The 26998-nt window shown below is 45.5% G+C and carries 29 protein-coding genes and 2 riboswitches; of the genes, 22 read left to right on the plus strand and 7 right to left on the minus strand.

Annotated elements, in window-relative coordinates; translation table 11 throughout:
• Positions 1-14 precede the first annotated feature (14 nt).
• The 4 genes from MHI27_RS02615 to MHI27_RS02630 are packed head-to-tail and all read left to right on the plus strand — an operon-like array spanning position 15 to position 3361.
• Entirely contained in the window at positions 15-944 is a 930-nt protein-coding gene (locus MHI27_RS02615; RefSeq protein WP_405175507.1) for an ATP-binding cassette domain-containing protein, read from the plus strand.
• Positions 945-948: 4 nt separating this feature from the next.
• Positions 949-1851 (plus strand): ABC transporter ATP-binding protein, encoded by a 903-nt coding sequence (locus tag MHI27_RS02620; protein ID WP_076285924.1) that lies wholly within the window; start codon positions 949-951, stop codon positions 1849-1851.
• Positions 1844-3133, plus strand: coding sequence for an ABC transporter permease (locus MHI27_RS02625; RefSeq protein WP_405175508.1), 1290 nt, complete (start codon positions 1844-1846; stop codon positions 3131-3133). Before MHI27_RS02620 ends, MHI27_RS02625 begins: the two co-directional genes overlap by 8 nt.
• 36 nt (positions 3134-3169) lie before the next feature.
• The gene (locus MHI27_RS02630; RefSeq protein ID WP_341126344.1) at positions 3170-3361 is read left to right on the plus strand and encodes a hypothetical protein; all 192 of its coding nucleotides are present in this window, start codon (positions 3170-3172) and stop codon (positions 3359-3361) included.
• A gap of 150 nt (positions 3362-3511) precedes the next feature.
• Here MHI27_RS02630 and MHI27_RS02635 read toward each other — a convergent pair whose 3' ends face one another.
• The 3 genes from MHI27_RS02635 to MHI27_RS02645 are packed head-to-tail and all read right to left on the minus strand — an operon-like array spanning position 3512 to position 5021.
• Positions 3512-3964, minus strand: coding sequence for a hypothetical protein (locus tag MHI27_RS02635; protein WP_405175509.1), 453 nt, complete (start codon positions 3962-3964; stop codon positions 3512-3514).
• 39 nt (positions 3965-4003) lie between these two features.
• Positions 4004-4513, minus strand: a complete 510-nt coding sequence (locus MHI27_RS02640) for a hypothetical protein (protein ID WP_094877483.1) — start codon at positions 4511-4513, stop codon at positions 4004-4006.
• Between the two features lie 16 nt (positions 4514-4529).
• The gene (locus MHI27_RS02645; protein WP_405175510.1) at positions 4530-5021 is read right to left on the minus strand and encodes a hypothetical protein; all 492 of its coding nucleotides are present in this window, start codon (positions 5019-5021) and stop codon (positions 4530-4532) included.
• Between the two features lie 133 nt (positions 5022-5154).
• Positions 5155-5320, minus strand: a riboswitch (cyclic di-AMP (ydaO/yuaA leader).
• Between the two features lie 421 nt (positions 5321-5741).
• Positions 5742-5931, plus strand: a riboswitch (cyclic di-AMP (ydaO/yuaA leader).
• A gap of 190 nt (positions 5932-6121) precedes the next feature.
• Here MHI27_RS02645 and MHI27_RS02650 point away from each other — a divergent pair.
• From MHI27_RS02650 to MHI27_RS02675, 6 genes are all read left to right on the plus strand, one after another.
• The gene (locus tag MHI27_RS02650; protein ID WP_076285918.1) at positions 6122-6538 is read left to right on the plus strand and encodes a hypothetical protein; all 417 of its coding nucleotides are present in this window, start codon (positions 6122-6124) and stop codon (positions 6536-6538) included.
• Between the two features lie 126 nt (positions 6539-6664).
• Positions 6665-6742 (plus strand): K(+)-transporting ATPase subunit F, encoded by a 78-nt coding sequence (gene kdpF, locus MHI27_RS02655; RefSeq protein ID WP_076285959.1) that lies wholly within the window; start codon positions 6665-6667, stop codon positions 6740-6742.
• Positions 6743-6754: 12 nt separating this feature from the next.
• The gene (gene kdpA / locus MHI27_RS02660; RefSeq protein WP_076300140.1) at positions 6755-8431 is read left to right on the plus strand and encodes a potassium-transporting ATPase subunit KdpA; all 1677 of its coding nucleotides are present in this window, start codon (positions 6755-6757) and stop codon (positions 8429-8431) included.
• 16 nt (positions 8432-8447) lie between these two features.
• Positions 8448-10481 carry a potassium-transporting ATPase subunit KdpB gene (kdpB, locus tag MHI27_RS02665; RefSeq protein WP_405175511.1) on the plus strand — a complete coding sequence of 678 codons (2034 nt, stop codon included), beginning with the start codon at positions 8448-8450 and terminating at the stop codon, positions 10479-10481.
• A gap of 55 nt (positions 10482-10536) precedes the next feature.
• A complete protein-coding gene (kdpC, locus tag MHI27_RS02670) occupies positions 10537-11145 on the plus strand; it encodes a potassium-transporting ATPase subunit KdpC (protein ID WP_405176687.1) in 609 nt (202 codons plus the stop codon).
• Between the two features lie 202 nt (positions 11146-11347).
• On the plus strand, positions 11348-13672 hold the full coding sequence (locus tag MHI27_RS02675; RefSeq protein WP_405175512.1) for a histidine kinase: 2325 nt from the start codon (positions 11348-11350) through the stop codon (positions 13670-13672).
• 202 nt (positions 13673-13874) lie between these two features.
• On the opposite strand, the gene MHI27_RS02680 is transcribed toward MHI27_RS02675, so the two are convergent.
• Positions 13875-14114, minus strand: a complete 240-nt coding sequence (locus MHI27_RS02680) for a glutaredoxin family protein (RefSeq protein WP_042184561.1) — start codon at positions 14112-14114, stop codon at positions 13875-13877.
• Positions 14111-14437, minus strand: coding sequence for a bacillithiol system redox-active protein YtxJ (gene ytxJ, locus MHI27_RS02685; protein WP_042123836.1), 327 nt, complete (start codon positions 14435-14437; stop codon positions 14111-14113). The genes MHI27_RS02680 and ytxJ overlap by 4 nt, the downstream gene beginning before the upstream one ends.
• A gap of 227 nt (positions 14438-14664) precedes the next feature.
• Between ytxJ and MHI27_RS02690 the strand changes: the two genes are divergently transcribed.
• From MHI27_RS02690 to MHI27_RS02730, 9 genes are all read left to right on the plus strand, one after another.
• Entirely contained in the window at positions 14665-15387 is a 723-nt protein-coding gene (locus MHI27_RS02690; protein ID WP_405175513.1) for an SDR family NAD(P)-dependent oxidoreductase, read from the plus strand.
• A gap of 42 nt (positions 15388-15429) precedes the next feature.
• Positions 15430-16065, plus strand: a complete 636-nt coding sequence (locus MHI27_RS02695; protein WP_076285913.1) for a ThuA domain-containing protein — start codon at positions 15430-15432, stop codon at positions 16063-16065.
• Positions 16066-16213: 148 nt separating this feature from the next.
• Positions 16214-16606 (plus strand): MerR family transcriptional regulator, encoded by a 393-nt coding sequence (locus tag MHI27_RS02700; RefSeq protein ID WP_076285912.1) that lies wholly within the window; start codon positions 16214-16216, stop codon positions 16604-16606.
• Positions 16607-16644: 38 nt separating this feature from the next.
• Positions 16645-16971, plus strand: coding sequence for a co-chaperone YbbN (locus MHI27_RS02705; RefSeq protein WP_042184566.1), 327 nt, complete (start codon positions 16645-16647; stop codon positions 16969-16971).
• 215 nt (positions 16972-17186) lie between these two features.
• Positions 17187-18062, plus strand: coding sequence for an RNA polymerase sigma factor SigJ (sigJ, locus tag MHI27_RS02710; RefSeq protein ID WP_405175514.1), 876 nt, complete (start codon positions 17187-17189; stop codon positions 18060-18062).
• Between the two features lie 85 nt (positions 18063-18147).
• Positions 18148-18585 (plus strand): carboxymuconolactone decarboxylase family protein, encoded by a 438-nt coding sequence (locus MHI27_RS02715; RefSeq protein ID WP_042184569.1) that lies wholly within the window; start codon positions 18148-18150, stop codon positions 18583-18585.
• Positions 18586-18766: 181 nt separating this feature from the next.
• The gene (locus tag MHI27_RS02720; RefSeq protein ID WP_405175515.1) at positions 18767-20509 is read left to right on the plus strand and encodes a spore germination protein; all 1743 of its coding nucleotides are present in this window, start codon (positions 18767-18769) and stop codon (positions 20507-20509) included.
• 27 nt (positions 20510-20536) lie between these two features.
• Positions 20537-21628: a GerAB/ArcD/ProY family transporter gene (locus MHI27_RS02725; RefSeq protein WP_042184574.1), complete on the plus strand. Its 1092-nt coding sequence runs from the start codon at positions 20537-20539 to the stop codon at positions 21626-21628.
• Positions 21625-22836, plus strand: coding sequence for a Ger(x)C family spore germination protein (locus MHI27_RS02730; RefSeq protein WP_405175516.1), 1212 nt, complete (start codon positions 21625-21627; stop codon positions 22834-22836). The genes MHI27_RS02725 and MHI27_RS02730 overlap by 4 nt, the downstream gene beginning before the upstream one ends.
• Positions 22837-22858: 22 nt before the next feature.
• Here MHI27_RS02730 and MHI27_RS02735 read toward each other — a convergent pair whose 3' ends face one another.
• A complete protein-coding gene (locus MHI27_RS02735; protein WP_405175517.1) occupies positions 22859-23743 on the minus strand; it encodes a CHAD domain-containing protein in 885 nt (294 codons plus the stop codon).
• Between the two features lie 178 nt (positions 23744-23921).
• Here MHI27_RS02735 and MHI27_RS02740 point away from each other — a divergent pair, with 178 nt between their 5' ends.
• The gene (locus MHI27_RS02740) at positions 23922-24851 is read left to right on the plus strand and encodes a biotin/lipoate A/B protein ligase family protein (RefSeq protein WP_405175518.1); all 930 of its coding nucleotides are present in this window, start codon (positions 23922-23924) and stop codon (positions 24849-24851) included.
• A gap of 71 nt (positions 24852-24922) precedes the next feature.
• On the opposite strand, the gene MHI27_RS02745 is transcribed toward MHI27_RS02740, so the two are convergent.
• Entirely contained in the window at positions 24923-25702 is a 780-nt protein-coding gene (locus MHI27_RS02745) for a carbon-nitrogen family hydrolase (protein WP_405175519.1), read from the minus strand.
• A 163-nt stretch (positions 25703-25865) separates the two neighbouring features.
• On the opposite strand from MHI27_RS02745, the gene MHI27_RS02750 reads away from it, so the two are divergent.
• Both MHI27_RS02750 and MHI27_RS02755 read left to right on the plus strand, forming a co-directional pair.
• Entirely contained in the window at positions 25866-26294 is a 429-nt protein-coding gene (locus tag MHI27_RS02750) for a MarR family winged helix-turn-helix transcriptional regulator (RefSeq protein WP_042184581.1), read from the plus strand.
• A 36-nt stretch (positions 26295-26330) separates the two neighbouring features.
• On the plus strand, positions 26331-26972 hold the full coding sequence (locus MHI27_RS02755) for a nitroreductase family protein (protein WP_042184583.1): 642 nt from the start codon (positions 26331-26333) through the stop codon (positions 26970-26972).
• Positions 26973-26998 lie beyond the last annotated feature (26 nt).

The raw sequence follows: 26998 nt of genomic DNA on the forward strand, positions 1-26998 counted from the left end.
GGGCGCATATTCATATGGTACAGATGGCTATAGAATTGCGGAATGTACTTAAACAGCGGCGAAACAAGACGATAGGACCGCTGACCATGAATCTGCCAAAAGGATATATTACAGCCCTGGTAGGTCAGAATGGATCTGGCAAAAGCACGCTACTGAATCTCCTGATGCAGCTGACCAATCCAGAGGAAGGTGAGATATATTGGTTTGAGAACAAGTATGTTAGCGGGTTGCCTCTGGAGCTGCGGCAGAACATTGCCTATGTTCCTGAGACGTCGATTACTGAGGAGAACCACTGGAATGCAGAAGAGGCCGCTCAATTTCGACAGCATTGGTATCCGAACTGGGATGAGTCGTATTTTCAGGATCTAATGGATCGCTTTGAGGTTCCATATCATATGAGGCTTTCTAAGATGTCTAAGGGTGAGCGTCGGAAATTCGAAATTGCCGCAGCACTTGCGTCACGCCCAAGTCTGCTGCTATTGGATGAACCTTCATCAGGTCTTGATCCCTTTGCCTGGAAGATTATGATAGAGACGCTTCTTAAATATATGGATGAGAACAACGCTACGATCATCATCTCCACACACATTGTGGAAGAGGTGCGGCGGTTGGCAGATTATATCGTGCTTATGCATAGAGGTGAACTGCTGGGTATGGCCGAGAAAGACAGTTTATTCGGTACTTGGACCGAGGTATGGGTACAGGTTGCAGGTGAAGAGGAGCTTGCTGAGTTATCAGCGGAATTACCGGGAGGTATAAACTTTACCATGGATACACCGGGTGTAGCTTCTTTTATCATAGAACAATTTTCTAAGAACGAGAAACGCATTCAGGACTTGGGCGTAAAGGTTATCAAGAGTCGCAGTTTAGAATTGGACGAAATATTGGGTTTATGGACACAGGGACACCGTCCTATCCTGATTGATCACAAGAGAGGGGACTAGAGAAATGGAAGCCTTAAAGCTGGAAAGTGTAATGAAGCAATATGGAGAAAAAACCGCTGTAAACGGAATTAACCTAACGGTAGGCAAGGGGGAAATTTACGGATTACTGGGGGCAAATGGTGCAGGGAAAACAACCACAATGCGCATGGTGCTTGGCCTAATTTACCCTGATGGCGGGAATATTTTGTATAATGGAAAGCCGTATAACAGTGAACTTCAGCAAACCATGGGCTATCTACCCGAAGAAAGAGGATTATATCCAAAGGTAAAGGTAAGCGATCAAATCGTCTACTTGGCACGTCTGCGCGGGATGTCGGCTAGTGATGCAGATAAGAGCCTTCGCTACTGGCTCGATCGGTTTGAGGTTCCGGATTACTACAATAAGAAGATTGAAGAGCTCTCCAAAGGGAATCAGCAGAAAATGGGCTTTATCGCCGCAGTTGTTCATAAGCCGCAAATTCTCATCCTTGATGAAGCCTTCAGTGGCTTGGACCCTGTTAACGTGGAACTACTGAAAGATACGGTAAAAGAATTGCGTGATCAGGGAACGAGTATCTTATTCTCTACTCACCGGATGGAGCATGTTGAAGAGCTTTGCCGTAATATTACGATTTTGGATCGTTCCAATACTGTCGTGCAGGGCGATATTCGTACGATTAAGAGTGGGTATCCTCGTGAACAAGTATTGTTGCGTACGGATAACGAAGTGACCGGTCTAGAATCAATTGCAGGTGTAACAGCAGTACAGCGACAGGAGCGAGGTTATCTGTTGTCAATCAGTGAGATCGGCGCAGCACAACGTATCCTACAGCAGGCGATGGCACAGGGTGAAGTGGAGCATTTTGAAATTAAGGAACCAACATTAAATCAAATCTTTATCAGAGCGGTGGGTGAATCTCATGAATAAGATGGGGACAATTATTGGCTTTACCTTTAAAAATAAAGTAAGAACGAAATCATTCATGATTACTACATTAATTCTAGTGTTGCTGCTCAGCATTGGGATGAATCTTCCGTACATCATCGATCAGTTTAAGGGTGATTCTAAAACAAACGCAGAGACTCAAATTGCTGTGATCGCGGAAGAGGGAAATCAGGCTGCAGAGTTGTTGAAGGCATATACTTCACCTGAAGGAATGCCGCAGGCAAAAGTTGTGCAATATACTTCTGCCGATGATGCGGAGCTAAAGAAAGCTTTAGATGAAGGGACTGTAGAGGGGTACGTTACTTTTGCAGAACCTACTGGCGAAGGACTTCCACCCGTTACTTATCATAGTGAAAATGGTGAATTGAAGGGCGATGTGCAAATCTATCTCCAAAATGCCCTTCAGCAGGCCAACACCCAGTTCATCGTTGGCGACAAGCTGACGCAGGAGCAGATTGCTGCTATGTCAACACCGGTACAGATAGCTACTCAGCAGCTCAACCCTGATGGGACTGCGGGAGATAAGGATGCGTCGCAGGAATCCACTCCACCTATTAATTACGTCATTGTATACGCCATGCTTATGCTGTTCTTCATGTCTATCATGATGACCGGTAATATGATCGCAGCTGAGATTACTTCAGAGAAGAGCTCACGGATCATGGAAATTCTGATTACAAGTGCCTCACCTTTAGCGCAAATGTTTGGTAAAGTTATCGGTGTCTTCTTAGTAGGATTATTACAAATTGGCGTCATTATCGCAGCGGTAGTTGTCAATCTTAAGCTTCCGCATAATGCAACGATTTTGAAAGATTTAGACCTGGATTTAGGCCAGCTTAATATTAACTTGTTGCTTTATGGAATTGTTCTTTATGTACTAGGTTATTTCCTCTATGCCTTGATGTATGCAGCTGTAGGTTCGATTGTCAGCCGTACAGAGGATCTTGGCCAAGCGGTTATGCCGATTATGATGTTAGGCTTCGTAGCATTCTATGTTCCACTGTTCAGTATCTCCAATGCGGATACTCTGCTGGTTAAGGTAGCGAGTTATGTACCGTTCACCTCTCCATTGACCATGCTGCTCCGAATTGGTGTTGGTGAAGTAGCGATCTGGCAAGTTATTGTATCATTAGCCATCCTGCTTGTTACCACGTTCATCTTTGGATGGTTGGCTGCCAAGATCTATCGCACAGGCGTATTGATGTACGGCAAACGTCCAAGTATTAAAGAGATCAGAAAAGCGATGAAGGCTTACAAGATCTAAGTGGCTTCATATATAAACTTTTAAGGAGTGGTAATCATGACTAAAAGTGAACAATACAATATGATGCTTTTAATGAGTTCGGTATCTCTGGCTACGGTTAGTAGAATGCTCCATTCAGATGGATCCGCTGTTATGGATTTCACTCAGGGTGTATTGACTGGGATTGCCATGGTAGGGATGATTGCGGGATTGTGGATGTACGGTAAGGCGCGTAAGAGCAAAGCGTAATAGTAGGGAAAGGAAGCCGCGGCAGATGCCGTGGCTTTTTTCTTTTTTGTGTACGTATCGTAAAAGTTATTTGGAAGATAGTTGCGGACTCCAGGGCTCCTGAGTCCAATATATCCTCCGTACACTCAAATGTCGTTTCCTTTTGAGGGATTAGACAACGGATAGATTACTACTAGGCAGCAAATCCTCTGGAGCAGTCAGTTGCTCCCGCACACGCCTAAGCTGCGCTTTTAGTACAGGAACACTCTTTTGCAGGATGATGCTTATTTGAGGTAAAGATAGCTTTAGGCCATACCACATCGTTTTTATAAGCTGTTCCTCCCAAGGCAACGCCTTGGCAGACAGAAGAGACCGGCGTGCGTAATAATCGGCGCATTGTCGGATACAAGAGCGGTAAGCTTCGATAGAGAATAGCTGGCTGTCGAAGCTTTTTTGACGGAATATTTTATGAAGCTCTTTAAAAGTACGGATAGTAACCTCCTCAGCTTCTGCTGATTGTTGTAACAACATGGAACTGAGCATATAGATATCATTCGTACACTTCTGAACACACTCTGCAAATATAGTTCTACGGGGGGATTCGGCAGGTAAGGGGTCAGGCATGATAAACACGATCCTTTCAGAATTGTTTATGGGATGAACCTATAATATAGAAAAGTAAGAAATGGATTTGTTGATAAGCTCGGCGGTATCAGGTTCTGGATAACTATGTTTTTGAAGCGCAACACTGGATGGTTTATAATATAGCCGCCCTCCTTTGGAATCTCTCCCACCAGCGACAGCTCTGTACAGACGACCTTGTTCAATGTGCCCTGCCAAGGATTTACCCTGCAGCTTGGCTTTTAAATCCTGTAAAGCACCTTGTACTAGCTCAAACTGAGTCTGATCCCACTCTGAACCATGGGTACGTACTTTATCTATCGCTTCCTCTAGCCGGCAATGGTATATCATTCTGAGAAAAGAACTCCATTTAATAAGATCGAAAGTTTTGGTATTGGCAGAGATAAGACATGCCCCCCAGCTGCTACCTCCTTTACAGGTAAGTTTCAGGATGCCATAACGGCTGCCTTGATCAGCCTCCATTCCATAATGAATAGGCTCAGGTGAATCAAAGACGAATACTTCTATGCGAGATAGTCTTCGCTGGTCCATGACAGTTTTCTCCTCCTTAGGTTTCCAAAAGCTTAAGATCTACATGGTGAATGTCATTAGCCTTCTCTATACAGGCGAGCATTTCAGCTTCATTCTCACAGACTGCGGCATGCTCCAGCCATAGTCCGAATTTCTGTTTGCGTATAACGGATAAATGTAAGGGGAAGGTGTTGCGGGATCTCATTACGTACCAACCGACAGCAACATCTTTCCACGGTTCCTTAAAGGCGGTGAGCCACGGAAAACGTTGGTGTGCTGACCAATCCTGCAGCTGTTGCTTTTCTCGGATATTTTTATATATTTCGTATATAATTGTTCGGTCCATACAGTATTCACAGGTAGATGGGCTGCTGAAATGGCGAAGTGATTCAATCTGCTTCTGACCAAAAGCATAGCCGACAATAGTTCTGTGATGATCCTCTTCGAACCACAACGCTCCAAAGCAAACATAATTTAGACTTATCGGCTCAAGTAGCCCTTGCTGAGTTCCCCAATAATAGTGTTTCATTCCTTTCACCCCGTCCAGCATGCTATCACCCTATAGATTCAGGTAACGCAAAAACCGCAGCAAGAGGAGGACCTCTGCTGCGGTTTTGGAATACAGGTATACACACACCTGTGCCAAAGCGTGGCGGATCAAGGGTCTCTCTCTTTACGCTTACGAGGTTAGCTGTCGGATTCGGACGGTGAGAGTCGCCCTACCTATGTGAGACTTGAACAGTCTCCTTCGGATTCACCCCAAGTAGGCCATGTGGCCTGATGGTTCCCCCGTTCCCTGCAAATGCAGGAACTCAGCGTTGAATGTATTTCGTGAAATAGATTCAACCCGAATCATACTCTTTTCAAGGTGTTTCTGTAAAAACAGAAAGTGTTCTTTTGAGCGCAATTTAAACCAAATCCTGCCTACTACGACGGAAAAGGGAACCAAATAGGTATTTATTGCGAGTTATCGGGCTTCTTCCTCGCTTAATCTCGACTTCTTGTTTTCTTACCTACTAAAGGCGATTTTTTGAGATTTCTACATTTGTGGTGAATAAAATCACATGGTATGCCCGCTTTTCGCTAATGGATTAAAACTCGAGTAAACAAGAGATATAGAGAGATTGGATATCAAGTAAGCGCTATCCAACGCGAAAATAGTTTTTAATTTGCATTATTTTGGCATCAATCAGGTTTTACAATTCTTCCTGCATAAGGGTATGATTACTCCTGTTTCAACAACAATCGAATATTTGATCCGCTTAATTTCCGATAAGGAAAGCGGGGGAACCAACAATCGGCAGACGATGTGAGAGTCGGAAGCCGGTTATGGGGTGAATCCTGTAGAAGATGCGAGTGAGCTCGCATCTATACAGGTAGGGCGACTCTCACCGCCCGAATCCGACAGCTAACCTCGTAAGCGTATGGAGAGAGGATGAGTGCAATGTGACCGCTAGCGAGCCACAGAGGAGAATCCTTTGTGGCTTTTTGCTGTGCTTTTTTAAGCAAAGCATTTATGGAAAACCTCACGAAGAGGTCGTTATATTCATCATTAGCGGTAGCTTTTCTTTCAAGATCAGGGTGATCAAGCTCTGATCTTACAAGCAAAGCATTTGAGGAGAATAAGAGATGACAGATCAGAATGAATATGTACTGGTATGTGCGCCAACGAAGGCAGGCGAACATTTTATTAAGCTTCTAAAATTCAGAGGCATTAAGATGGCCGGATTGACCAACAACTTGCCTGAGAAGGCCCTACTCGAAGAGATGGGGATTGAACAAGTCGTTCTAGTTGATACCCGCCATCAGAATACTTGGTTTCGCCCGCCGTTCCCGGTAGGACGGGTATATCTGTTCGAGAGCAGCTTTACGTTATGCTGCCGCTACATTCAGATGTGCCGCACCTGGACGACACAGCCGATTTTTGTAATCACAAGCTCAATAAATCCTAGATTGGTCTATAAAAGACTTGGTGCAAGTTATGTAATCTATTCTCATAGTGGTGATGCTGATTTTCTAATCGATAAATCACCTCATCAAGGATAAAAGAAGGAGTGCGGGAGATATGATGGATCTGTATATGGTGGCTTCGTTAGCTGTAATTTACGGGTTGTTTTATGGATTTATGCGCTGGTGCGCAGGTGTAGTTGAGGATACAGGGAGGGATAAGCTGTGATTCTAGTAATCGCTGTTACCCTACTGTTGTTTGTATATCTGGTTTACGCATTGATTCATCCGGAGAAATTTTAAGGAGGGGCATTCATGGGCATTTTGCAAATAGTGGCTGTAATCGTAATTCTTATCTTGCTGGTTAAGCCGATGGGCACGTATTTATATTATGTGTTTTCTAATGAACCGAACCGTACGGATCGATGGTTTGGAGGCATGGAAAAAGGAATTTATAAGCTGATCGGCCTGAAAAAACGGGACGGTATGTCCTGGAAGAAGTATGCGCTCAGCTTTGTTTTAACGAATATCGTACTGGTTACTTTCAGCTATATCTTTCTTCGATTGCAGCGGGGTTTACCGCTAAATCCGAATGGAATTGCGGATATGGAACAGACGCTTTCGTTCAATACGGTGATCAGCTTTATGACTAATACAAACCTGCAGCATTACAGCGGGGAGACGGGACTTTCGTATTTTTCACAAATGGCTGTCATCACGATGATGATGTTCACATCTGCAGCGAGCGGATTTTCTGTTGCGGTTGCCTTTGTCAGAGGAATCACGGGACGGAAATCAGTCGGGAACTTCTTCGAGGATTTCGTCAAAGCACATATTCGTGTGTTCATTCCGCTAGCTTTGTTAGTTTCATTGGTGCTGGTAGGACTGCATGTGCCACAAACGCTCAAGCCATCACTTGAAGTCACTACACTAGAGGGCCAAACACAACAAATTGCTATCGGTCCAGTAGCTTCTTTGGAATCGATCAAACATCTGGGCACGAATGGTGGCGGCTTCTTCGGGGCCAATTCATCCCATCCTTTTGAGAACCCTAATCCACTTACGAACGTTCTGGAGATTCTCTCTATGTGGATGCTGCCAGCTTCGCTCCCTTATATGTACGGATTGTTTGCCAAGAACAAACGTCAGGGCTGGGTAATTTTTACCGCAATGATGACCTTGTTTGTTCTGCTATTAAGCCTAAACTTCTATGCTGAATCAAAAGGTAATCCGGCGATCAATGCACTAGGAATCGAATCTTCACAAGGTAGCATGGAAGGTAAAGAGGTGCGCTTCGGCATACCGCAGTCTTCCTTGTTTACTTCAGTAACAACCGCAGCTACGACAGGTAGTGTTAACAATATGCATGATACGCTGACGCCGCTGGGAGGCATTACGCCTCTTGCACTGATGATGCTCAACAATGTCTTCGGTGGTAAAGGTGTCGGACTGATCAATATGCTGATGTATGCGATTCTGGGTGTCTTCCTGTGCGGTCTGATGGTCGGCAGGACACCGGAGTTCCTCGGACGGAAGATAGAGGCCAAGGAGATGAAGCTGATTGCCATTGCGATCCTTGTGCATCCGTTCATTATCCTTGTGCCAACTGCAGCTGCGTTCCTGACCGATTTGGGGCAAGGGGCGATTACGAACACTGGATTCCATGGACTCAGCCAAGTGTTATATGAATATGTCTCTTCTGCCGCGAACAATGGTTCAGGATTTGAAGGGCTTGCAGACAATACAACTTTTTGGAATGTCACAACCGGGATTGTCATGCTGCTAGGTCGTTATGTCTCTATCATTGCAATGCTGGCGGTAGCAGGTTCTCTGCTTAAGAAGAAGCCGGTTCCTGAGACGATTGGCACGTTCCGCACAGACAATGGACTGTTTACGGGAATTCTGATTGGTACAGTAGTGATTATCGGTGCGTTGACGTTCCTGCCGGTCATTGTACTCGGCCCCATTGCAGAATATCTAACCTTACGGTAGGAAGAGGGAGAATAAGATGAGTACTGTAAAAAGAAAAAAGTTGCTGACGGGACCCATACTCCTTAGCGCTGTAAAGGATAGTTTTATAAAGCTTAACCCAGTAACGCTAATCAAAAATCCAGTCATGTTCGTGGTAGAGGTCGGTACGATCATTGTCCTCCTCATGGTGCTGGCTCCTGGATATTTTAATGCAGAGCAATCGATAGGCTTCAATATCACAGTGTTGTTCATTCTGCTATTTACAGTGCTGTTTGCGAACTTCGCTGAAGCACTGGCGGAAGGCCGGGGTAAAGCCCAAGCCGATTCGCTCAAAAAAACAAAACAAGATATCACAGCTAACAAACTGGTTGGAGGAGCGGTGAAGACAGTCTCTTCCTCCGAGCTGCGTAAAGGAGATATCGTCATCGTCAGTCAGGGAGAACTCATCCCTGGTGACGGTGAAGTGATTGAAGGGCTGGCTTCCGTAGATGAATCAGCGATTACAGGTGAATCCGCACCTGTAATCAAGGAGGCTGGTGGGGACTTTGGCTCCGTTACAGGCGGTACACGGGTCGTCAGTGATGAGATTAAAGTCAGAATTACAAGTGATCCTGGTGAGTCGTTTCTAGATCGAATGATCTCCCTTGTTGAAGGGGCGAAACGTCAGAAGACACCGAATGAAATCGCACTAAATACGCTTTTGATCAGTCTGACGCTGATTTTCCTGATTGTAGTAGTGACCTTGCGGCCGATTGCAACTTATCTAGGCGTTGATCTTGATATTCCGGTTATGATCGCCTTGTTGGTCTGTCTGATTCCGACAACAATCGGGGGGCTACTCTCGGCAATCGGAATAGCGGGTATGGACCGGGTGACCCAGTTTAATGTACTCGCCATGTCGGGTAAGGCAGTTGAGGCTGCCGGCGATATTAATACGATGATCCTAGATAAGACCGGAACGATTACCTTCGGGAACCGGATGGCAAGTGAATTTGTTCCTGTCGGAAATGAAACGGAAGCTGAGCTTACAGCGTGGGCGGCCATCAGTTCCCTGAAGGATGAGACGCCTGAGGGACGTTCTGTAATTGAGCTGGCCAAGAAGCTGGAACGCAGCTATGACAGCAAGCTTGCTGAAGGTGGCGAATTCGTAGAGTTTAAGGCCGAAACTCGGATGAGTGGTATTGACCTGCAAGATGGACGCTGCGTACGCAAAGGTGCGGTAGACTCCGTGAAGAAATGGGTACAGTCGAAAGGCGGTGTCATTCCCGCGAACCTCGACAGTAATTCTGATGCCATCGCCCGGATGGGGGGGACCCCGTTAGCGGTTGCGGTAGACAATCGGATCTATGGACTTATTTACTTGAAGGATACCGTAAAGCCAGGCATGAAAGAGCGGTTTGATGAGCTGCGGAAAATGGGGATCAAGACCATCATGTGTACGGGTGACAATCCGCTGACCGCAGCTACGATTGCCCGTGAAGCGGGGGTAGATGATTTCATCGCTGAAAGTACACCTGAGGATAAAATAGCAGTCATTCGCCGCGAACAGAACGAGGGTAAGCTGGTTGCCATGACTGGGGATGGTACAAATGATGCCCCTGCCCTTGCACAAGCTGATGTGGGCTTAGCCATGAATAGCGGCACTACAGCTGCTAAGGAAGCAGCAAATATGGTCGATTTGGACTCTGACCCTTCGAAGATTATAGAGGTCGTAGCGATTGGTAAACAGCTGCTGATGACGCGGGGTGCGTTAACAACCTTTAGTATCGCGAATGATATCGCGAAGTATTTCGCTATTATTCCGGCGATGTTCATGCTCGCCATTCCTGAAATGGAAGCCCTGAATGTAATGGGACTAGGCTCGCCAAGCTCAGCTATAATATCCGCCTTAATATTTAATGCGATTATTATTCCGCTGCTCATCCCACTGGCTATGAAGGGTGTGTCGTATAAAGCTATGAGCTCTACGAAGCTGCTTGGACGCAATATATTTATCTATGGGCTAGGCGGAGTGGTTGTTCCTTTTGCGGGCATCAAGCTCATTGATATGATCGTAAGTGTATGGATTTAACGACGTGTTGACTAATCATTGAAAGGGTGAGAGCATCGTGAATAACGGAAACTCCATGGAGGACACTGAAGAGCAGTTATCATCATCGAAAGGTGCTTATTTCTTTATTATTGTGCGACTAAGTTTAGTATTTATTGTTCTCTGCGGAGTGATCTATCCTCTGACAACTACAGCGCTTGCCCAGGTTCTAATGCCGTCGCAAGCGAACGGCAGCTTGCTTAAGAATGATGCTGGAGTAGTTGTAGGCTCGGAACTCATTGGGCAGAACTTTACGAACCCAGCACTATTTCATGGTCGTGTGTCTAGTATTGAGTATAAAGCAGAAGCCTCAGGGTCCAATAACTACGCTCCATCCAATCCGGATATGCTGCAGCGGACAAAGGATTTCATTACGCAGTGGAAGCTCGATAATCCGGATGTGCCCGTGAACAAATTGCCAGTTGATTTGGTCACCAACTCGGGTTCGGGGCTTGATCCGCATATCACACCAGCTTCAGCTATGGTGCAGATTCCTCGGATTAGCAATTTAACAGGTATTCCTGCGACACAGCTGGAAGAGCTCGTAAATAAGCATACCGAGGGTCGTGACTTAGGGTTGTTTGGTGAAGAACGGGTCAATGTGTTGAAGCTGAACATGGATCTACTGAAACTATCGAACAAATAAATATAGTAAATGTCCCTGCCAGATTACTAGAATCGGGCAGGGATATCTTGCTTTCTAAAATATAAGAAAGTATAAGTTTCACATTATACATCATCCTTATATTTCTACGAGAAACGGCTGTCATCTTTGAAGGACGACAACGTCGTTTCTTCTTGGAACAGAAGGGTACATGCATGATCGGGGTTATTAAGGAGTGGTCTTGATGGGAACATACCGGAGGAAGACGCCGGAGGAGCTGCTGCTCTCTATCTATGAGCTGCATCGGGGACGTCTGAAGATCTATATCGGTCCGGTCAGTGGGTCGGGCAAAACGTATCAGATGCTGCGTGAGGGCCAGGCGCTAAAAGCGCAGGGAATCGATGTCGTGATCTGTGCGGTTTCGACGAATCAGAGTCCAGAAACTAAGGATCAGCTGGGCGATTTGGAACGGATACCAAGTATTCATTGGTTTCAAAAGGATATAGAGAAGAAGGATCTTGATGTAGAAACTATTGTGGCACGTAATCCTGAAGTTGTGCTAACCGATGGCTTGGCCCACCAGAATCGCGAAGGTGCAGAGAGATCTGGAAGACTGGACGATATCAAATACTTATTGAGTAATGGGATTAGTGTCATCACAACTGTAAATGTATACGAACTAGAAGGTGCTGCGGATCTGGCACGGAAATGGACCGGGATTGAGGTAGAGCATTCTCTTCCCGCTGAGGTGCTTACCCTTGCCGATGATATCGTTCTAATTGATGTGACCCCTGAAAAAATACTTCAGCGCTTGTCCGATGGCCATTTAGGTAAACGCCAGCAGAGATCGCTTTTTAATAAGGGTAATTTAAGCAAGCTGCGGGAGCTGGCACTTCGGATGGTCGCTGAGGATGTTAATGACTCGCTGGAGAAACACCGGGAAGAACAAGGGCTGCAGGGAGCTTCGGGGATCGCAGAGAAGGTGCTGGTCTCCGCACAGTATTACTGGAATGGCTCGATCCATATCCGACGTGGACAGCAGATCGCCAAGCGGCTAAATGGGGATCTGTCAGTGGTGTCATTCTGGAAGCAGGGCCTCACCCTTTCTAAGGAAGCAGCCACCTTTAAGCGTTCCCTCTGGAAGCTGACCGAGAAGATTGGTGCTTCTATGGAGGAAATCACCTTTCGCTCGAAGCGGGAGATTCCTCGTCTGTTGGTAAAATACGCAACCCGGCACAATATTACCCGGATCGTTATGGGACACTCCAAACAGACCGCTTGGCAGGAGTTATGGAAAGGCTCGATCGCCAATTCGTTACTGAAGCAAATCCGAGGTGTGGATGTGTTCTTCGTAGCGGATCGCGCAGACCGTGAGGGAGAGCGTGTACTTCCAACCCGGCAGAGCCGTAATGAACGGAAAGCGGATGCCTATCACAGGTTAAGTAGTCAGGAAGTAAAGGATAAAATCGATGCGATTCGCGGAGGAACCTTTAAGGTATACATTGGGGCTGCTCCCGGTGTGGGCAAGACTTACAAGATGCTGCGTGAAGGGAACGATCTCTTGAAGAGAGGGATCGATGTCGTGATCGGGCTCCTGGAGACACATGGCCGTAAAGAAACCCTTGAACAGATCGGTGATTTGGAGACCCTTCCACGTCTACGTATGGAGTATCGCGGGACTGTTCTTGAGGAAATGGATACGGCAGCAATTATTAAGCGTAATCCAGAAGTCGTGCTAGTGGATGAGCTTGCTCATACCAATATGCCAGGCAGCAAACATAAGAAGCGTTATATGGATGTTATGGAGCTGCTGGATGCGGGAATATCTGTGATCTCTACCGTGAATGTTCAGCATTTAGAAAGTCTGAATGATGCCGTAGAGCAAATTACAGGTGTTAGAGTAAGAGAGACTTTTCCGGACAGCATTCTTCAGCGGGCTAATGAGGTAGAACTTATAGATGTATCCCCCAAAACACTTCAAGAGCGGATGAAGGACGGGAAAATATATGCCATGGCCAAGGTGGATCAGGCGCTGGGGGCTTTTTTCAAAATCGGGAATTTGATCGCCCTTCGGGAGCTGGCGTTGCGGGAAATTGCTGATGATGTTGATGAAAGGCTAGAATCTTGGGAACGTGTTGGTTCGTTACGGGGACCTTGGCGGCGTCAGGAAGTTATATATGTGTGTATCACCTTGGGGGATCATGCGGAGCGTTTAATTCGGCGTGGTTTTCGGATTGCATATCGTCTAAAAGCTTGCTGGTATGTTACGTATGTGCAGGAATTTAAACAAAATGGACCCGTATATGATAAACGTATAAATGATTTAAAGGAATTGACGGAACGACTGGGTGGAACGTTTAAGATGATTGAGAGTGGGCTCCCCGCCCGAGTGGCGTCGTTGCTGCTTGAAAGATCTCAAGCTTTGCAGAGCACTCAGATTATTATCGGTCAATCACAACGCTCATGGCTGCGAAAAAGTATCCGCGGCGATGTTACCAAGCAGATTCTGCGTTCTGCCAGAAACGTGGATGTGCTGGTCGTGGCAGATCTCATACGTGAGGAAGCATAGACTATGACTAACAAGTAAAAACGCCTTCGGCGTCCCTAAAGGACGGTAAGCGTTTATGCGAGAAATATAAGGATAATGTATAGCGTGAAAATTATAGATTCTTATATTTTGAAAAAAGGTATCCACAAGCCGATTGGCTATGAGGATACCCTTTTTTTGCAGCTATGAATTACATCATGTACTGAATAGTTTAATGGCTTAATTATTGGGCAGCTTCGATGAGTGCTTTGAGCGCAGGAAGATTAAATCCCTTGATCGCTTGATCCCCTGCTACAGTGACAGGAACACCCATGAATCCAAGCTTCTCAACTTCCTCTTGATAGACTGTGCTGGTCATAACATCTCTTACTTCAAAAGGGACACCCTGCTCCGTAAGATAATTTTTAACCAAATTACAGTCACTGCACCCTGCGGTTGAATAGACAATCACTGGCTCACTCATTGGTTCACAGCCTCTTTGATAGCATCTCTTGTAATTTTCCAGTGGGAAGTGTTCCAGCGAACCTCATTGTCCTCAAGCAGGAAGAGTTGTGGAGATTCATGTTTGATGCCAAAATCCTCAGCAATTTGATTGGAAACGGGACGATCCTCGATGACTAAGACCACTGCAGCGGCAGTATCCGCATCCTTCAGATAAGCCTGAAACTCTTCATTAGCTTTAGCACTAATCGGGCAGGTCGTGCTGTGTTTGAACAGCAGCTTCTTGCCAGGCTTAGCTACATATTGCTCAAGATCCTCCAGCGTATGGAGTTGTTGAATAGACATAGATATCACCCTCCTGGGATCGTTATTTTGCTAACAATTGTGTTGTTAACAACCTGTAATCATGATTGTAACATATATCAAAATTAAAACAAAAAGGATTCTGAAAGGCTTGCACAAGAGGCGATATACCTGAAACCAATCGCGTTGAAAAAAAGAGTACAGCATGCTAAGGTGAAAAGAAGCAACATGCCTAACCATATCGCTACGAGATAGGAGTGTTCAGAAGAATGAAGAGAGTTGCATGTGTAACTGGAGCTGATCATGGGCTCGGACTGTCGCTTGTACGTTCGTTGCTGGCCAACCAGTTCTCAGTATTTGCAGGACAGTTTTTAAAAGAATCGGAAGATTTGAAAGCGCTTAAAGAGCAATATCCTGAACAGTTGGAGCTTATCCCCCTAGATATCAGCAATAAAGATAGTGTGAAGCAGGCTGCAAGAGTGATAGCCAGTAAAACTGGATATGTCGATATGATTATTAATAATGCAGGTATTATTCGTTCTGCTGATAATGCTACTGTGCTGGTGGAGCTGGATGATGAAGGCATGGCAGAAATATATAATGTAAATACGCTTGGCGCGTTAAGAGTCAGCAATGCACTGATGGGACTATTACTACAAAGTGAGGATAAATTAATCGTCAATATTTCATCGGAGGCAGGCAGTATTGCCCGAAATAAGCGTATCAACATGTATGGCTATTGTATGTCGAAGGCAGCACTGAATATGCAATCCTCCTTGATGCACAATCATCTGAGAACGCTTGGCGGTCAAGTAATGGTGTTCCATCCTGGCTGGCTGCAGACTTATATGCATGGTAAGAAGGATGAGCAAGCGGAAATGACTCCTGAACAGTCCGCGGAGCAGATTATCGACCTTGTTCTGGATTATAAAAAATATATGGGCGAGGAACCAGCCTATCTGGATACGGATGGCAGCTCATGGCCGTGGTAGAACGGATATTTCAAAATAGATAAGAAGAAAGGCGCTGATAACATGTCTACACTAAAAGCACTCGCACTCGGAAGCTACTCGGAGGTTAAATATCACCCCTTTGCTGGCGTGGACCGGGAGATCGAACAAATCCTTGCGAATGACTTACAGGTTTTCTCTTCAGAGGATTATGCACTTCTCAATAAAGAAACGTTGTCTGACTACAAGCTGGTAATCTCCTACACTGAATTTTCTGATGACAAAATCCCCGCGGAACAAAGTGGTGCTTTGCTATCTTATGTGGCTGGCGGGGGCGGACTACTAGTGGTACATAACGGAATTTCCTTACAGCGCAATCAGGAGCTTGGTGCTATGCTAGGCGCACATTTCACCCATCATCCAGAGTATACTTCGCTGCAGATGTCCATACCCGCACGAGAGCATCCCATTATGCAGGGAATTGAAGAATTTGTAATTGAGGATGAGCCGTATTATTTTGAGATGCATCCTTATTTCGAAACAACGGTGCTCGCTGAATATTCTCATGAGGGAGCTATGCGCCAAGCGGCTTGGTGTCACGAATTTGGCTTGGGCCGGGTTGTTTATTTAATGCCAGGGCATCATTTACCATCATTCTCAGTAGAACCATTCCGCGAAATGATTCGTAGAGGTGGGCTTTGGGCAGCAGGATTATTGTAGAATATAAGCGGCGGATATACTTGTTGTAAGATTATAAATGAGTCCAACTGTGGGATAACTACGGTTGGATTTTTTTTGTTGACTCTTACATTGATGTCAGGGTTTATACTGGTGTAGAACAATTCTCATGAACCCCGGGGAGATTGCTATGAAAATAGGTGAGCTTGCTAAACTGACGGGCGTAAGCGTCCGTTCAATTCGTTATTATGAGAGTCAGGGATTAATTTCGCCGATCCGTCAGGCCAACGGATATCGGGAGTACTCTCCGCTCGCTGTGGAGACGGTAGAAACGATAAAATTATATTTGAACCTGGGTCTGTCCACAGAGCAGATCGCGGGCTTTCTACATTGTGTTTTGAAGAACAAAGAAGCTTTCTGCGCAGAAGTGATGCCACTATACCGTAGCAAGCTTGAGGATATTGAACGTCAGCTTGTAGAACTGAATCAGATCAAACGCAATTTGGAAGAAAGAATGGCCTCTATCTTGCAAGAGCAGAACGAGAGTAGTTTAGAGGCATGTACACTGGAGAGTTTGGAGTAGGTACTGCTGGAGTTGAAAACTTTGAGGAGGAATGACAAATGGCTATTACAAATGCAGATAGCGCTGATTGGGTACGAGCAGAGATTCGCGGTGGTGGAACGGTTTTGGTAGATTACGGTGCGCCATGGTGTCCCCCTTGCAAGGTGCTGTTGCCTCTTTTGGAAGATCTTCATCAGGAATATGGAGACGATGTCTCTATTGTGAAGGTGAATTGTGACGAATTGCCGGATCTGGCTGGGGAAGCTGGTGTTATGGGGATGCCTACAGTCATTGTATATAAAGATGGGCAGCCAATGGAAAAGTTGGTTGGCTTACGTCCGATAGCAGCCTACCAAGGGATATTGAACAAGGTTATTCTAGCATAGGGAATTGGAATTTAGTTGTATTTTGATGCTATATTAATCTCAAGCTGAGAAGGCATTAAGAAGCCTCATCCGGATATTTTCCTGCGTGCACTAAATAGGCTAGACATGAAGCCCTAGGAGAGCGTCTACATTGTTGATCATCCGCTGAACGATGTAGACGCCGCGGTGAGCCGTGACGGTATGAAAGGCACAGCTTTGGAAGGAGTCTAGCACGTATGGATTTTCAGGTCGCATATACCAACTATCACTCTCTGCTGAAAGCAATCGCTTACCGTATGACCGGCTCTATAGCAGATGCAGAGGACCTCGTTCAAGACGTATTCATCGAGTACAGCAAGCTACAAACAATAGATATCACCCATCCGAAAGCTTACTTAATCCGTATGACAACAAATCGTTGCATCAACTATATGCAATCCGCTCGTATAAGGAGAGAGCAATATGTCGGCACATGGCTGCCGGAGCCGCTCGTCAGCTTTACGAATGGAGGCGGCGATAATCCTGCTGATCTTTTCGATCACGATGAAAATGTATCCTACGCCCTGCTCGTCATGCTGGAACATTTATCGGCTGTCGAGAGAGCCGTCTTCATCTTGCGCCAATCCTTCGCTTTCGAATATAGCGAAATTGCCGATGTATTAGGAAAATCAGAAGCCAACTGTCGAAAAATATTTAGCCGTGCTAATGATAAGCTGCATCAACAATCGCCAGTTCTGCCAAACAACACGGCTCAGGCAACACCTCTTGCGACAGCATTCCTCGCAGCTGCTCGAGGCGGCAACGTCGATGCGCTTGTCAGCCTGCTGACCGAGGACGCGCTGCTTACGTCGGACGGCGGCGGTAAAGTTCGCGCAGCGATCTTCACTATTACGGGCAGGGATCGTGTTCAAGCTTTCATTGGAGGCGTCATTACGAAGGGCTTCCTCGGAGATTCGCAAAGGATGGTGCTACTTAACGGCCAGCTGGGCATCGTCATCTATCGGGATGGCCGGCCGCTTAAGGCGATCAGCTTCCAGCTTGATGCGGCCGGGGAGCGGATCGAGCATATTTATATCGTACTCAATCCCGATAAATTACAACGAATGGGGTAACCTGTCACAAACGGAGCTTTTGTATTGTCTTATTAGTGAAACAATCAAAAGATAACCGGTCTACAGCCGGAGAGGAGCTATCCCCATGGAACAAAGAATGGATCTGGCCGGTGAAATTCCAGCCGCATACAAAGCGATGATGGGTCTTGAAGCGTTCGTACAATCGACAGGCGTGGAGAAGTCGTTATTGGAGTTAATCAAAATCAGAGCGTCACAAATTAATGGCTGCGCCTTCTGCATCGATATGCATACGAAGGATGCCCGCAAGGCAGGCGAGTCGGAACAGCGCATCTACATGCTGAACGCATGGCGTGAAGCGCCGTTCTACAGCGACGAGGAGCGTGCAGTGCTTGCGCTGACCGAGTCGGTTACACTCGTGACACAAGGACATGTACCGGACGATGTCTATTCGGAAGCGGAGCGCCATTTCGATACTAAGCGACTTGGCGAGATCATCATGGCAATTGTTACAATCAATGCATGGAATCGCATCGCGATCACCACTCGCATGATGCCGCAATAAACTTTAATTACGTCAGCCGAACGTCCAAGGCTAGCATCCGACACTTTACAGATACAATAGAGGTATAAGAACATATGAAGTTTAACTTAGGGAGACCCCATACTATGGGGTCTTTTTTGTATGCATGAATTATCCATCTTCGGTAAAAAATACGGTCACAGCTATAAAGGAGGTGTTAGGGGTGTGGAATGAGGTAATAGAATTAATTCCAAGTTGGGGTGTGGTTTTCCAAGGGATTATGATTTTCTGTGTCCCTTTCTTCCTGCTTCGTACAATAAGCTGGGCTAAAGCTAAAGAAGACAGGATAACGACTAGAGCGGAAAAAGCTACTGGCAGCAAAGGTGGAGGTGTTTCTTCCGTAGAAAACTCTGGAGAAAGAGGCATTTTAGAAGGGCCGGTGAAGCAGTCCAGCTCGAATGTAGTAACTAAGGATAAGGGGAAGAGAATATCTTATAGTGGCCATTTTGAGGATGATTTGCAGAAATTCAGAGAGATCAGCGCCGATATGCATGATGTGAATGTAAGGGAGTTGCGAATCGGAAGCATTAAGACAAGGGCAGCACTTTTGTACGTAGACGGTCTAACGGACAAAGACAAAATGGATCAGAATATTTTAAAACCGTTAATGAATGCATATCAGCCGTTTATGAACATGAATAACAAAGCGGAAGCGAAAGATCTACAAGATATTCTCATCCACGAGATCCTGCTTATCTCGGAAGTTGAGCTTACGGATAATGCATACCTCTCCCTTCAGAAGGTGTTATTTGGATCTGCCGTGCTGCTCGTGGAGGGGATATCAGAAGTTTTTGTGCTTAGTAGTCCAAAGGGGGCTACAAGAGGGATTCAAGAGCCAGAATCTGAAGCAGTCTTACGGGGCTCACGGAGCGGATTTAATGAGACTTTAAGCGACAACACGGCAATGCTGCGTAGACACGGGCAGAGTACGGAGCTAGCGATGATTTCTTTTACTCTAGGAAAGAGAATGCAGAAGGAACTCATCTTAACCTATATCAAGGATATTGCGAATGATGAGCTTGTAGAAGAGGTTAAACGAAGAATTAAAACGATAGATATAGATGATGTTCAAGAATCTGGTTATGTCGAACAATTGATTGAGGATAATAGTTATAGTCCCTTCCAGCAGATTCAGAATACAGAAAGACCAGACCGCGTAATGGCAGCACTCCTGGAAGGAAGAGTAGCTATCTTAATTGATGGTACTCCCTTCGCGTTGATTATGCCGGTTACCTTCGGGATGTTACTGCAATCTCCAGAGGATTATAACGATCGCTGGATGGTAGGGTCGCTGCTACGTCTGTTACGTTTTTTTGCGGCAACGATATCACTGTTTGCGCCGGCACTATATATCTCCTTTCTCTCGTTCCAACCTGGATTGATTCCAACGAAGCTGGCCATTTCCATTATTGCCTCCAGGCAAGGCGTTCCCTTCACTGTATTAATCGAAGCATTGATTATGGAAACCTCGATTGAAATTTTACGGGAGGCTGGACTTCGTTTGCCTAAACCTATCGGTCCGGCGATGGGGATTGTCGGCGGTTTGATCATCGGCCAGGCTGCGGTAGAAGCAGGAATCGTGAGTCCAATCCTAGTCATTGTAGTATCAATTACTGCTGTTTCTTCCTTCTCTATGCCAATGTATAGTGCTGGGATGACGCTTCGTATGCTCCGGTTTGCGGCTATGTTTTTTGCAGCAATCTTTGGATTATACGGAGTGGTACTTTTTTTTCTTTTGCTTAGTAGTCATTTAATTAAGCTGAAGAGTTTTGGTGTTCCCTATCTTGGTCTGGCAGTCCCGAATAGAACAGTCAATTGGAAAGATTTTATATTCCGTATGCCTTTGCAATTTTTAACCGGGCGGCCTACATTGTTGAAACCCAAGGACCCTTTGCGTAAAGGGTGAAAAGTCTAGGTGAAGGAGGAAGAGAACATGAGCGCCGAGGTAAAGGATCGAATAACTGCTGTTCAAGCGACGATCATTCTAGCCAATTATACGATTGCGGCAGGGGTACTTACGCTTCCTCGGACCATTGTAGAGGCCAGTGGTAGTCCAGATGTATGGATAAGTATTTTTTTAGGGGGATTAATCTCCTTTCTGTTAGGCTTGATCATTGTGAAACTTAGTCAAAGGTTTCCAGGCCAAACTTTTTTTCAATATATCGGGAAGATCATCGGCAAACCACTCGGAGTGGTTCTCTCAATAGGAGTCATTGGGTATTTTCTCAGTATTGCCGGCTTTGAGATACGTTCGGTGCAGGAAGTGACCTCTTTTTTTCTACTGGAAGGAACACCTCCTTGGGCGATAGTGGCTGCTTTTATATGGATCGCCTTCTATTTATGCAGAGGAGGAATTAATGCGATCACTAGCATGTGCAGACTTATTGTTCCGATTACCTGGACAGTGTTTCTGGGGGTTTGTCTGCTAAGTTTCGAAGTTTTTGACCTCAATAATCTACTTCCAGTACTGGGAGAGGGAATGGAACCCGTATGGAAAGGGATCAGGCCAACCATTCTGACCTTTACAGCTGGTGAAGCGATGCTGTTCGTTGTTGCTTTTATGGACAAGCCCCAAAAAGCAGTAAAGGTAATTATAGCCGGAACCTGTATATCGACGATATTTTATGTCCTGGCAGTTGTAGCAACCATAGGTGCCTTTTCTATAGATGGAGTTCTCACAAGAACCTGGCCGTTTCTCGATCTTGTACGTAGCTTTGAGGTGAACTATCTCATCTTTGAAAGGTTTGAGTCGTTGTTGCTGGTGATCTGGATTATGCAGATCTTTTGTACCTTTTGTGTTGCGATTTATGCAGCGGCGTTAGGTTTGTCTCAAATCATTCATAGAAGCTTCAAAAGCTGTTTATTGGCATTACTTCCGGTTGTTTATATAGTTTCTAGGATTCCTCCTAATGTGAATGCTTTGTTTGCTTTAGGATCAGGCATTGGTGATTGTATGCTTATTTTATTCGGAGTGCTTCCTTTACCATTATTAATCATCACATACTTCCGGAGGGCTGCTTCATGAGAAAATGGAGGTTGTGGATCGTACTCACTGTACTATGTTCTCTGTTATCAGGCTGCTGGAGCAGCGTACCGATCGAGGAATTAAACATGCAGATTGGTGTTGCACTGGACAGTGCGGAGGAGTCAGGAGGCGAGGAAGTAGCTAATCCGGAAGGTGGGAGCCATAAGAAGCCTGAAAAAATAATAAGTACCTATCAATTTACGATTCCACAAGGATCGGGAGGCGCCGTCATGAAGTCTTCTGCCAGTTCCTCTTCCTCCTCCTTTAAGAATTACTATAATATGAGTGAAACTAGCGATTCTATCTTTGAAGCGATGCGGCAGCTTTCACTGCGTACTAGACGCACTCCGATTGGTCATCATTTAAAGGTTATTGTGATTAGTGAAAAACTCGCGCGTTCCAATAATCTTACTAAAATCATAGATTTCTTTACGCGGGATAATGATATTCGTCCGAGTGTTATGTTATTTGTCAGCAAGGGAATGGCCAAGGATGTATTGGAAAATGCGCTGCCGGGTCAGACTCCTGCCTTTGTACTCGAAGGGATATTTAATAACAGAGACCGGAATATGGGGATATGGGAGCCGGTATCTCTGGCAAAAGTTGTTGGCCCGTTGCAAGGAAAGAAAAGCTTCTTATTGCAAAATGTTATTCCTATTGATCAGGAGACAAAGCTATCGGGAGCAGGTGTAATCAACGGGGAAACGGGGAAGCTTGTTGGGTTTTTGGATGAGTCGGAGCTGGAAGGGATGGCCTGGTTGACCGGAAAGGGGCTAGGGGGAGTGCTTAAGACGTATAATCCGGATACCAATGACCTCTTAACCTATGAGGTTAAAACCATGCATAGCAAGATCAAAGCCAATGTGAATAATGGTCAGATCTCTTTTAACGTGAAAATAACATCTACAGGTAGATATGCTGAGGTCTTTGCCGAGAAATCGAAGAAATTACACGACGGAATTGTAAAGAAGGATAAAGCCTTGCTGCAGAAGCGTGTCCTAGAAATGGTGCAAACTACTGTAACAAAGATGCAGAAGGAGCTGCATACTGAAGCTGCCGGTTTCGGCACCAGTCTACATAATCAGCATCCAGCCGTATGGCGGAGCGTCAAGGATAACTGGGACGAAACCTTCAGCCAAATTCCGATTACCTATGAAGTAAATGTGAATATAGAAGAATACGGCGCATCAGATACAACGGCTGAATAGAGAGATTGTAAAAGGTTCAGAGTTACTTCATTTGATGTGTGAGCGGTATGACATCATTTTGGTGCAGCGCATCGAGTACATCGGTTTTTAATTGCTCAGTAAAGGTATTCCATGTTTTTTTGCCGACATTCAGCTCTTCTCGCCCAATAGCATTTAGTGTTTCCAGCCAAAGGCGTTTATCGTTTATCAGCCCGAGCTGATCTTGGATCTGCTTATATATTTCCTCATGGGCATGAAATTTTTGATTTAACGCAAAAGAGGCTGCACTAGCGGTATATCGCAGTTCCTTAGCAGCCATCCTCAGCTCATGCAGTGAGTCGAAGGCTGCTTCTGATTCGGCATCTTGTCCACGAAATATAGCCTTGCAAGCTTTTTTCTTCTGCTCGTAAGCTACCTCAAGTTCGCGCATGACAACGTTGGCATCTTTTTTCGCTACCAGGGCCTCTAGCTGTTCACTTAGGAAAGCTTTCCACTTCTCATCCAGATCTTCATTGATTAGCTTAGGCAGCTCATCGGCCAGCTTTTTACGATAAGTTTTGCGCTTGTCCTTTTGGTGGTCGATCACAGCCTTCAACAGTTCTGCTGTCTTTGTATCGCCGTTTTCCTTGGCGTGTTTACGTTTAGTCTTGAACGATTCAATCAGAACATCTGTATCTCTGACCTTGCCTAATCTCTTTTGGGCTTTTTCAAATAGGGGGTATAGCCCTAGAGTATGTCCAGGGTCGAGAATGGATAGCAGTGTTAACAGCTTACGGCAGTTCACTCTTGCTTGGTGAATGTCCTCGTCATCGAATTTGCTAATTGCATCATGGCAGTAATCCCAGAAATCAATATACAGCAGGTTAAGTGCCTGTTCCCATTGTCTTGTCTTGGTTAACTGTCGTTCCTTCATCACTTCCACTGTCATGCGGCATCACTCCTTAACGTTGTGTATAGCATGAACCTAAGGCTACCCCCTATTCGAGCTGGGGCATGTTCGTATACTATAAGGATAGCGTTATCATAACCTCATTTCAATTCTGATTTCGCACTAGCGAGGCAGATCGATTACAATATCACGGATAATACGGGAAAGAGGGGAATCGGTGGATACTCGGGAGTACGATGCAATGATCAATGGATCTGTTGATAGAAGTAAAGAAGTCATCGGACTTCCTGCAGAAATGGGACTTTTCCAGCATCTAATCTTAAAGGATGACAGGATAGATGCGGAAGCAAAGGGCTTCGGGGAGATGTTGATCCCGTTCGCCTTTGAAGAGACCCTTTGTAGGGATGTCGGAGCGGGACTTGTTCCTCCTAGTCTGCACCTATGGAGTCATTCTGGGGGTGTTGTGCTCGGCCTACGGGACAGCAAGCTTCCGTACGCGGCCCAAGCGATGGCTAAGTTGGAGCAGCGAGGCATTCGTACAGCGGTAAGACATTCCGGTGGTGCTGCGGTGCCTCTGGATGATGGAATTGTTAATGTTTCGCTAGTTCTCCCCAAAGGACGTGGAAAGCTGGACTTTCATGATGACTTTAGGCTTCTGGCTTCTCTGATCACTGAGGCAGTGGCTATGAGTCATCCACAGGCTGCGGCACAAATTGAGGCTGGTGAAATTGTTGGTTCTTACTGCCCGGGGGACTTCGATTTGGCGATCGGTGGGCGGAAATTTTGCGGCATTGCTCAGCGCAGACAAAATAATGCTTATTTCGTACATGCATTTGTAGTGGTTTCGGGTTCGGGACAGGAACGTGGTGAACTCATTCATAAATTCTATGAGCAAGCCTCTGGAGGAGACTCAGCATTAGCTTATCCGCGGGTTCGTCCAGAGACGATCGCTGGGCTTGGCGAACTAGGTGGACCGAATGCGACTGAAGTATTTGCCGAAGGTATTAGACAAGCATTAGCCCACCGTGGAGTGGTGCTTAAATCCTCTGACAGGCTACAGCAGGAGACCGGATATTTCCTAGACTATGAAGATCCGCGTGTTCTGGATGCTGCGCGAGTCCTGCATGAACGTTATGCCCAAGGATAAATGGATATTGAGCATCATTAAGAAGGACGTAACAGAAATCTGGCGAGAGGCCAGCATCTGTTACGTCCTTTTTAAGCATATAAGTCGGGACGTCTGTCTGCAAAAATCGGGATTTGTGCTCGAATTTCACGCACCATATGTAAATCGATATCCCCCGTTAGGATTTCTTCCCCTTCAGAAGCTTCACATAAAATATCTCCCCAAGGATCAATTATCATAGAATGCCCAGCAAAGGTATTGTTAGGATCGCTTCCTGCACGGTTGCAGGCTACTACATAACATTGGTTCTCGATCGCTCGGCTGATCAGTAGTGCACGCCAATGAGATAGCCTGGATAATGGCCATTCTGCACTGACAAACAAGATTTCTGCGCCTTGTGCGGTATGGGCACGAACCCATTCTGGAAATCGGATATCATAACAGATTAATCCGGCACATAACGTGCCCTCCAATGTGAAGAGGCCTTTGTCTTCTCCAGGCTGCAAATATAGATGTTCATCCATTAGCTGAAACAAATGTAGCTTACTGTATTCGCCAACGAGTTCGCCAGTTCGATTAAATACAAACATACGATTAGTTACACCGGAGGCGTTCTTGCTAGCGACTGAACCAGCGACGATATTGATGTTGTATTGTCTGGCTAAGCTGGAGATGAATTCCTTGGTAATTTCTCCTTCTGGATCGCCAATATCTTCTAGTCGGGTCAGATCATAGCCAGTGGTCCAAAGCTCAGGGAGAATAAGACAGTCGGGGGCTGTGGCGGCCGCTACACTAATTTTATTTGCTACAGCAGCATAATTCATATCGGGTTTGCCAAATGCTATATCCAGCTGAATCAGGGAGATTCTCATAGGATTCCTCCTTTTTGTTCAAGACTATAGCACCATAAGAGGATAAGCAATGTTGATTTTTAAAAAATGATTTGATATATTAGTTGACGGGTCAATGATTATCAGTTAGTATAATTTTATACAAAACAATTGCATGCAATTAAATTTATAAAGGAGGTATATTTTGACGGAGCACTATCCTGAGGAAGACCGCATATTTGAACTGCTGCAGGCATTAAACAAGGGAATCTGTCCGAAATTCGAACGATGTGCTGGCATTAGTCCCACACGGCTTCGCCTCCTGCATGAACTATTCCAGGTGGATGAAGTCAGCCAAATTACGCTGCAAAAGGGCATGGATATAGATGCGGCCGCCGTCACTCGGCACTTGAAAGGGATGGAAGAGAGTGGTACGATCACTCGCCGCAACAACCCCGCAGATAACAGGGTTACATTGGTCTCATTAACGGATCAAGGGCGGGAAAGAATGATTCAATATGGCGAAGAGAAGAGGCGATTTGTCGCTACTCTGCTTACTGGATTTAACGATCAGGAGCGAAAAGTGCTCATAGATATGCTTAATCGTCTGCAATCTAATATCAATCTGTTGTAACTACCAAAATCACACACTCAAAGGAGAAATACACATATGAACGCTACACAAACACAAACCAATGATTTTAAAGAAATTATTACGGGTCGCCGCTCTATCCGCAAATATGATCCATCCGTTAAGATCAGCAAAGAAGAGATGACTCAGATTCTTACGGAAGCAACTCTTGCACCTTCTTCTGTAAATATGCAGCCTTGGCGGTTTCTTGTCATTGAAAGTGACGAAGCAAAAGCTACTTTAGCTCCTCTTGCTCGCTTTAATGGCGTACAAGTTGAAACCTCTGCAGCTATGATTGCCATCTTCGGTGATTTGAACAATTTCGACTACGCTGAGGAGATTTATGGTACAGCTGTTGAACGTGGACTAATGCCTGCTGAAGTAAAAGAAAACCAATTAACTAGATTATCTGCTCACTTTGCTACCTTGCCACGTGAAGTTAACAAAGATACTGTGCTTATTGATGGTGCTCTTGTTGCAATGCAATTGATGCTGGTTGCCCGTGCACATGGATACGATACAAACCCAATTGGCGGTTATGAAAAAGATCAAATCGCAGAAGCATTTGGCATGGAAAAAGATCGTTATGTTCCTGTAATGTTGCTTTCCATCGGTAAGGCTGTTGATGCAGGTTACCCATCTGTCCGTTTGCCTATCGATAAGATTGCTGAGTGGAAATAATATTTTATACCTTAGGAGGAAAATAC

Source organism: Paenibacillus sp. FSL H8-0261 (assembly GCF_045040645.1).
Lineage (GTDB): Bacteria > Bacillota > Bacilli > Paenibacillales > Paenibacillaceae > Paenibacillus_AQ.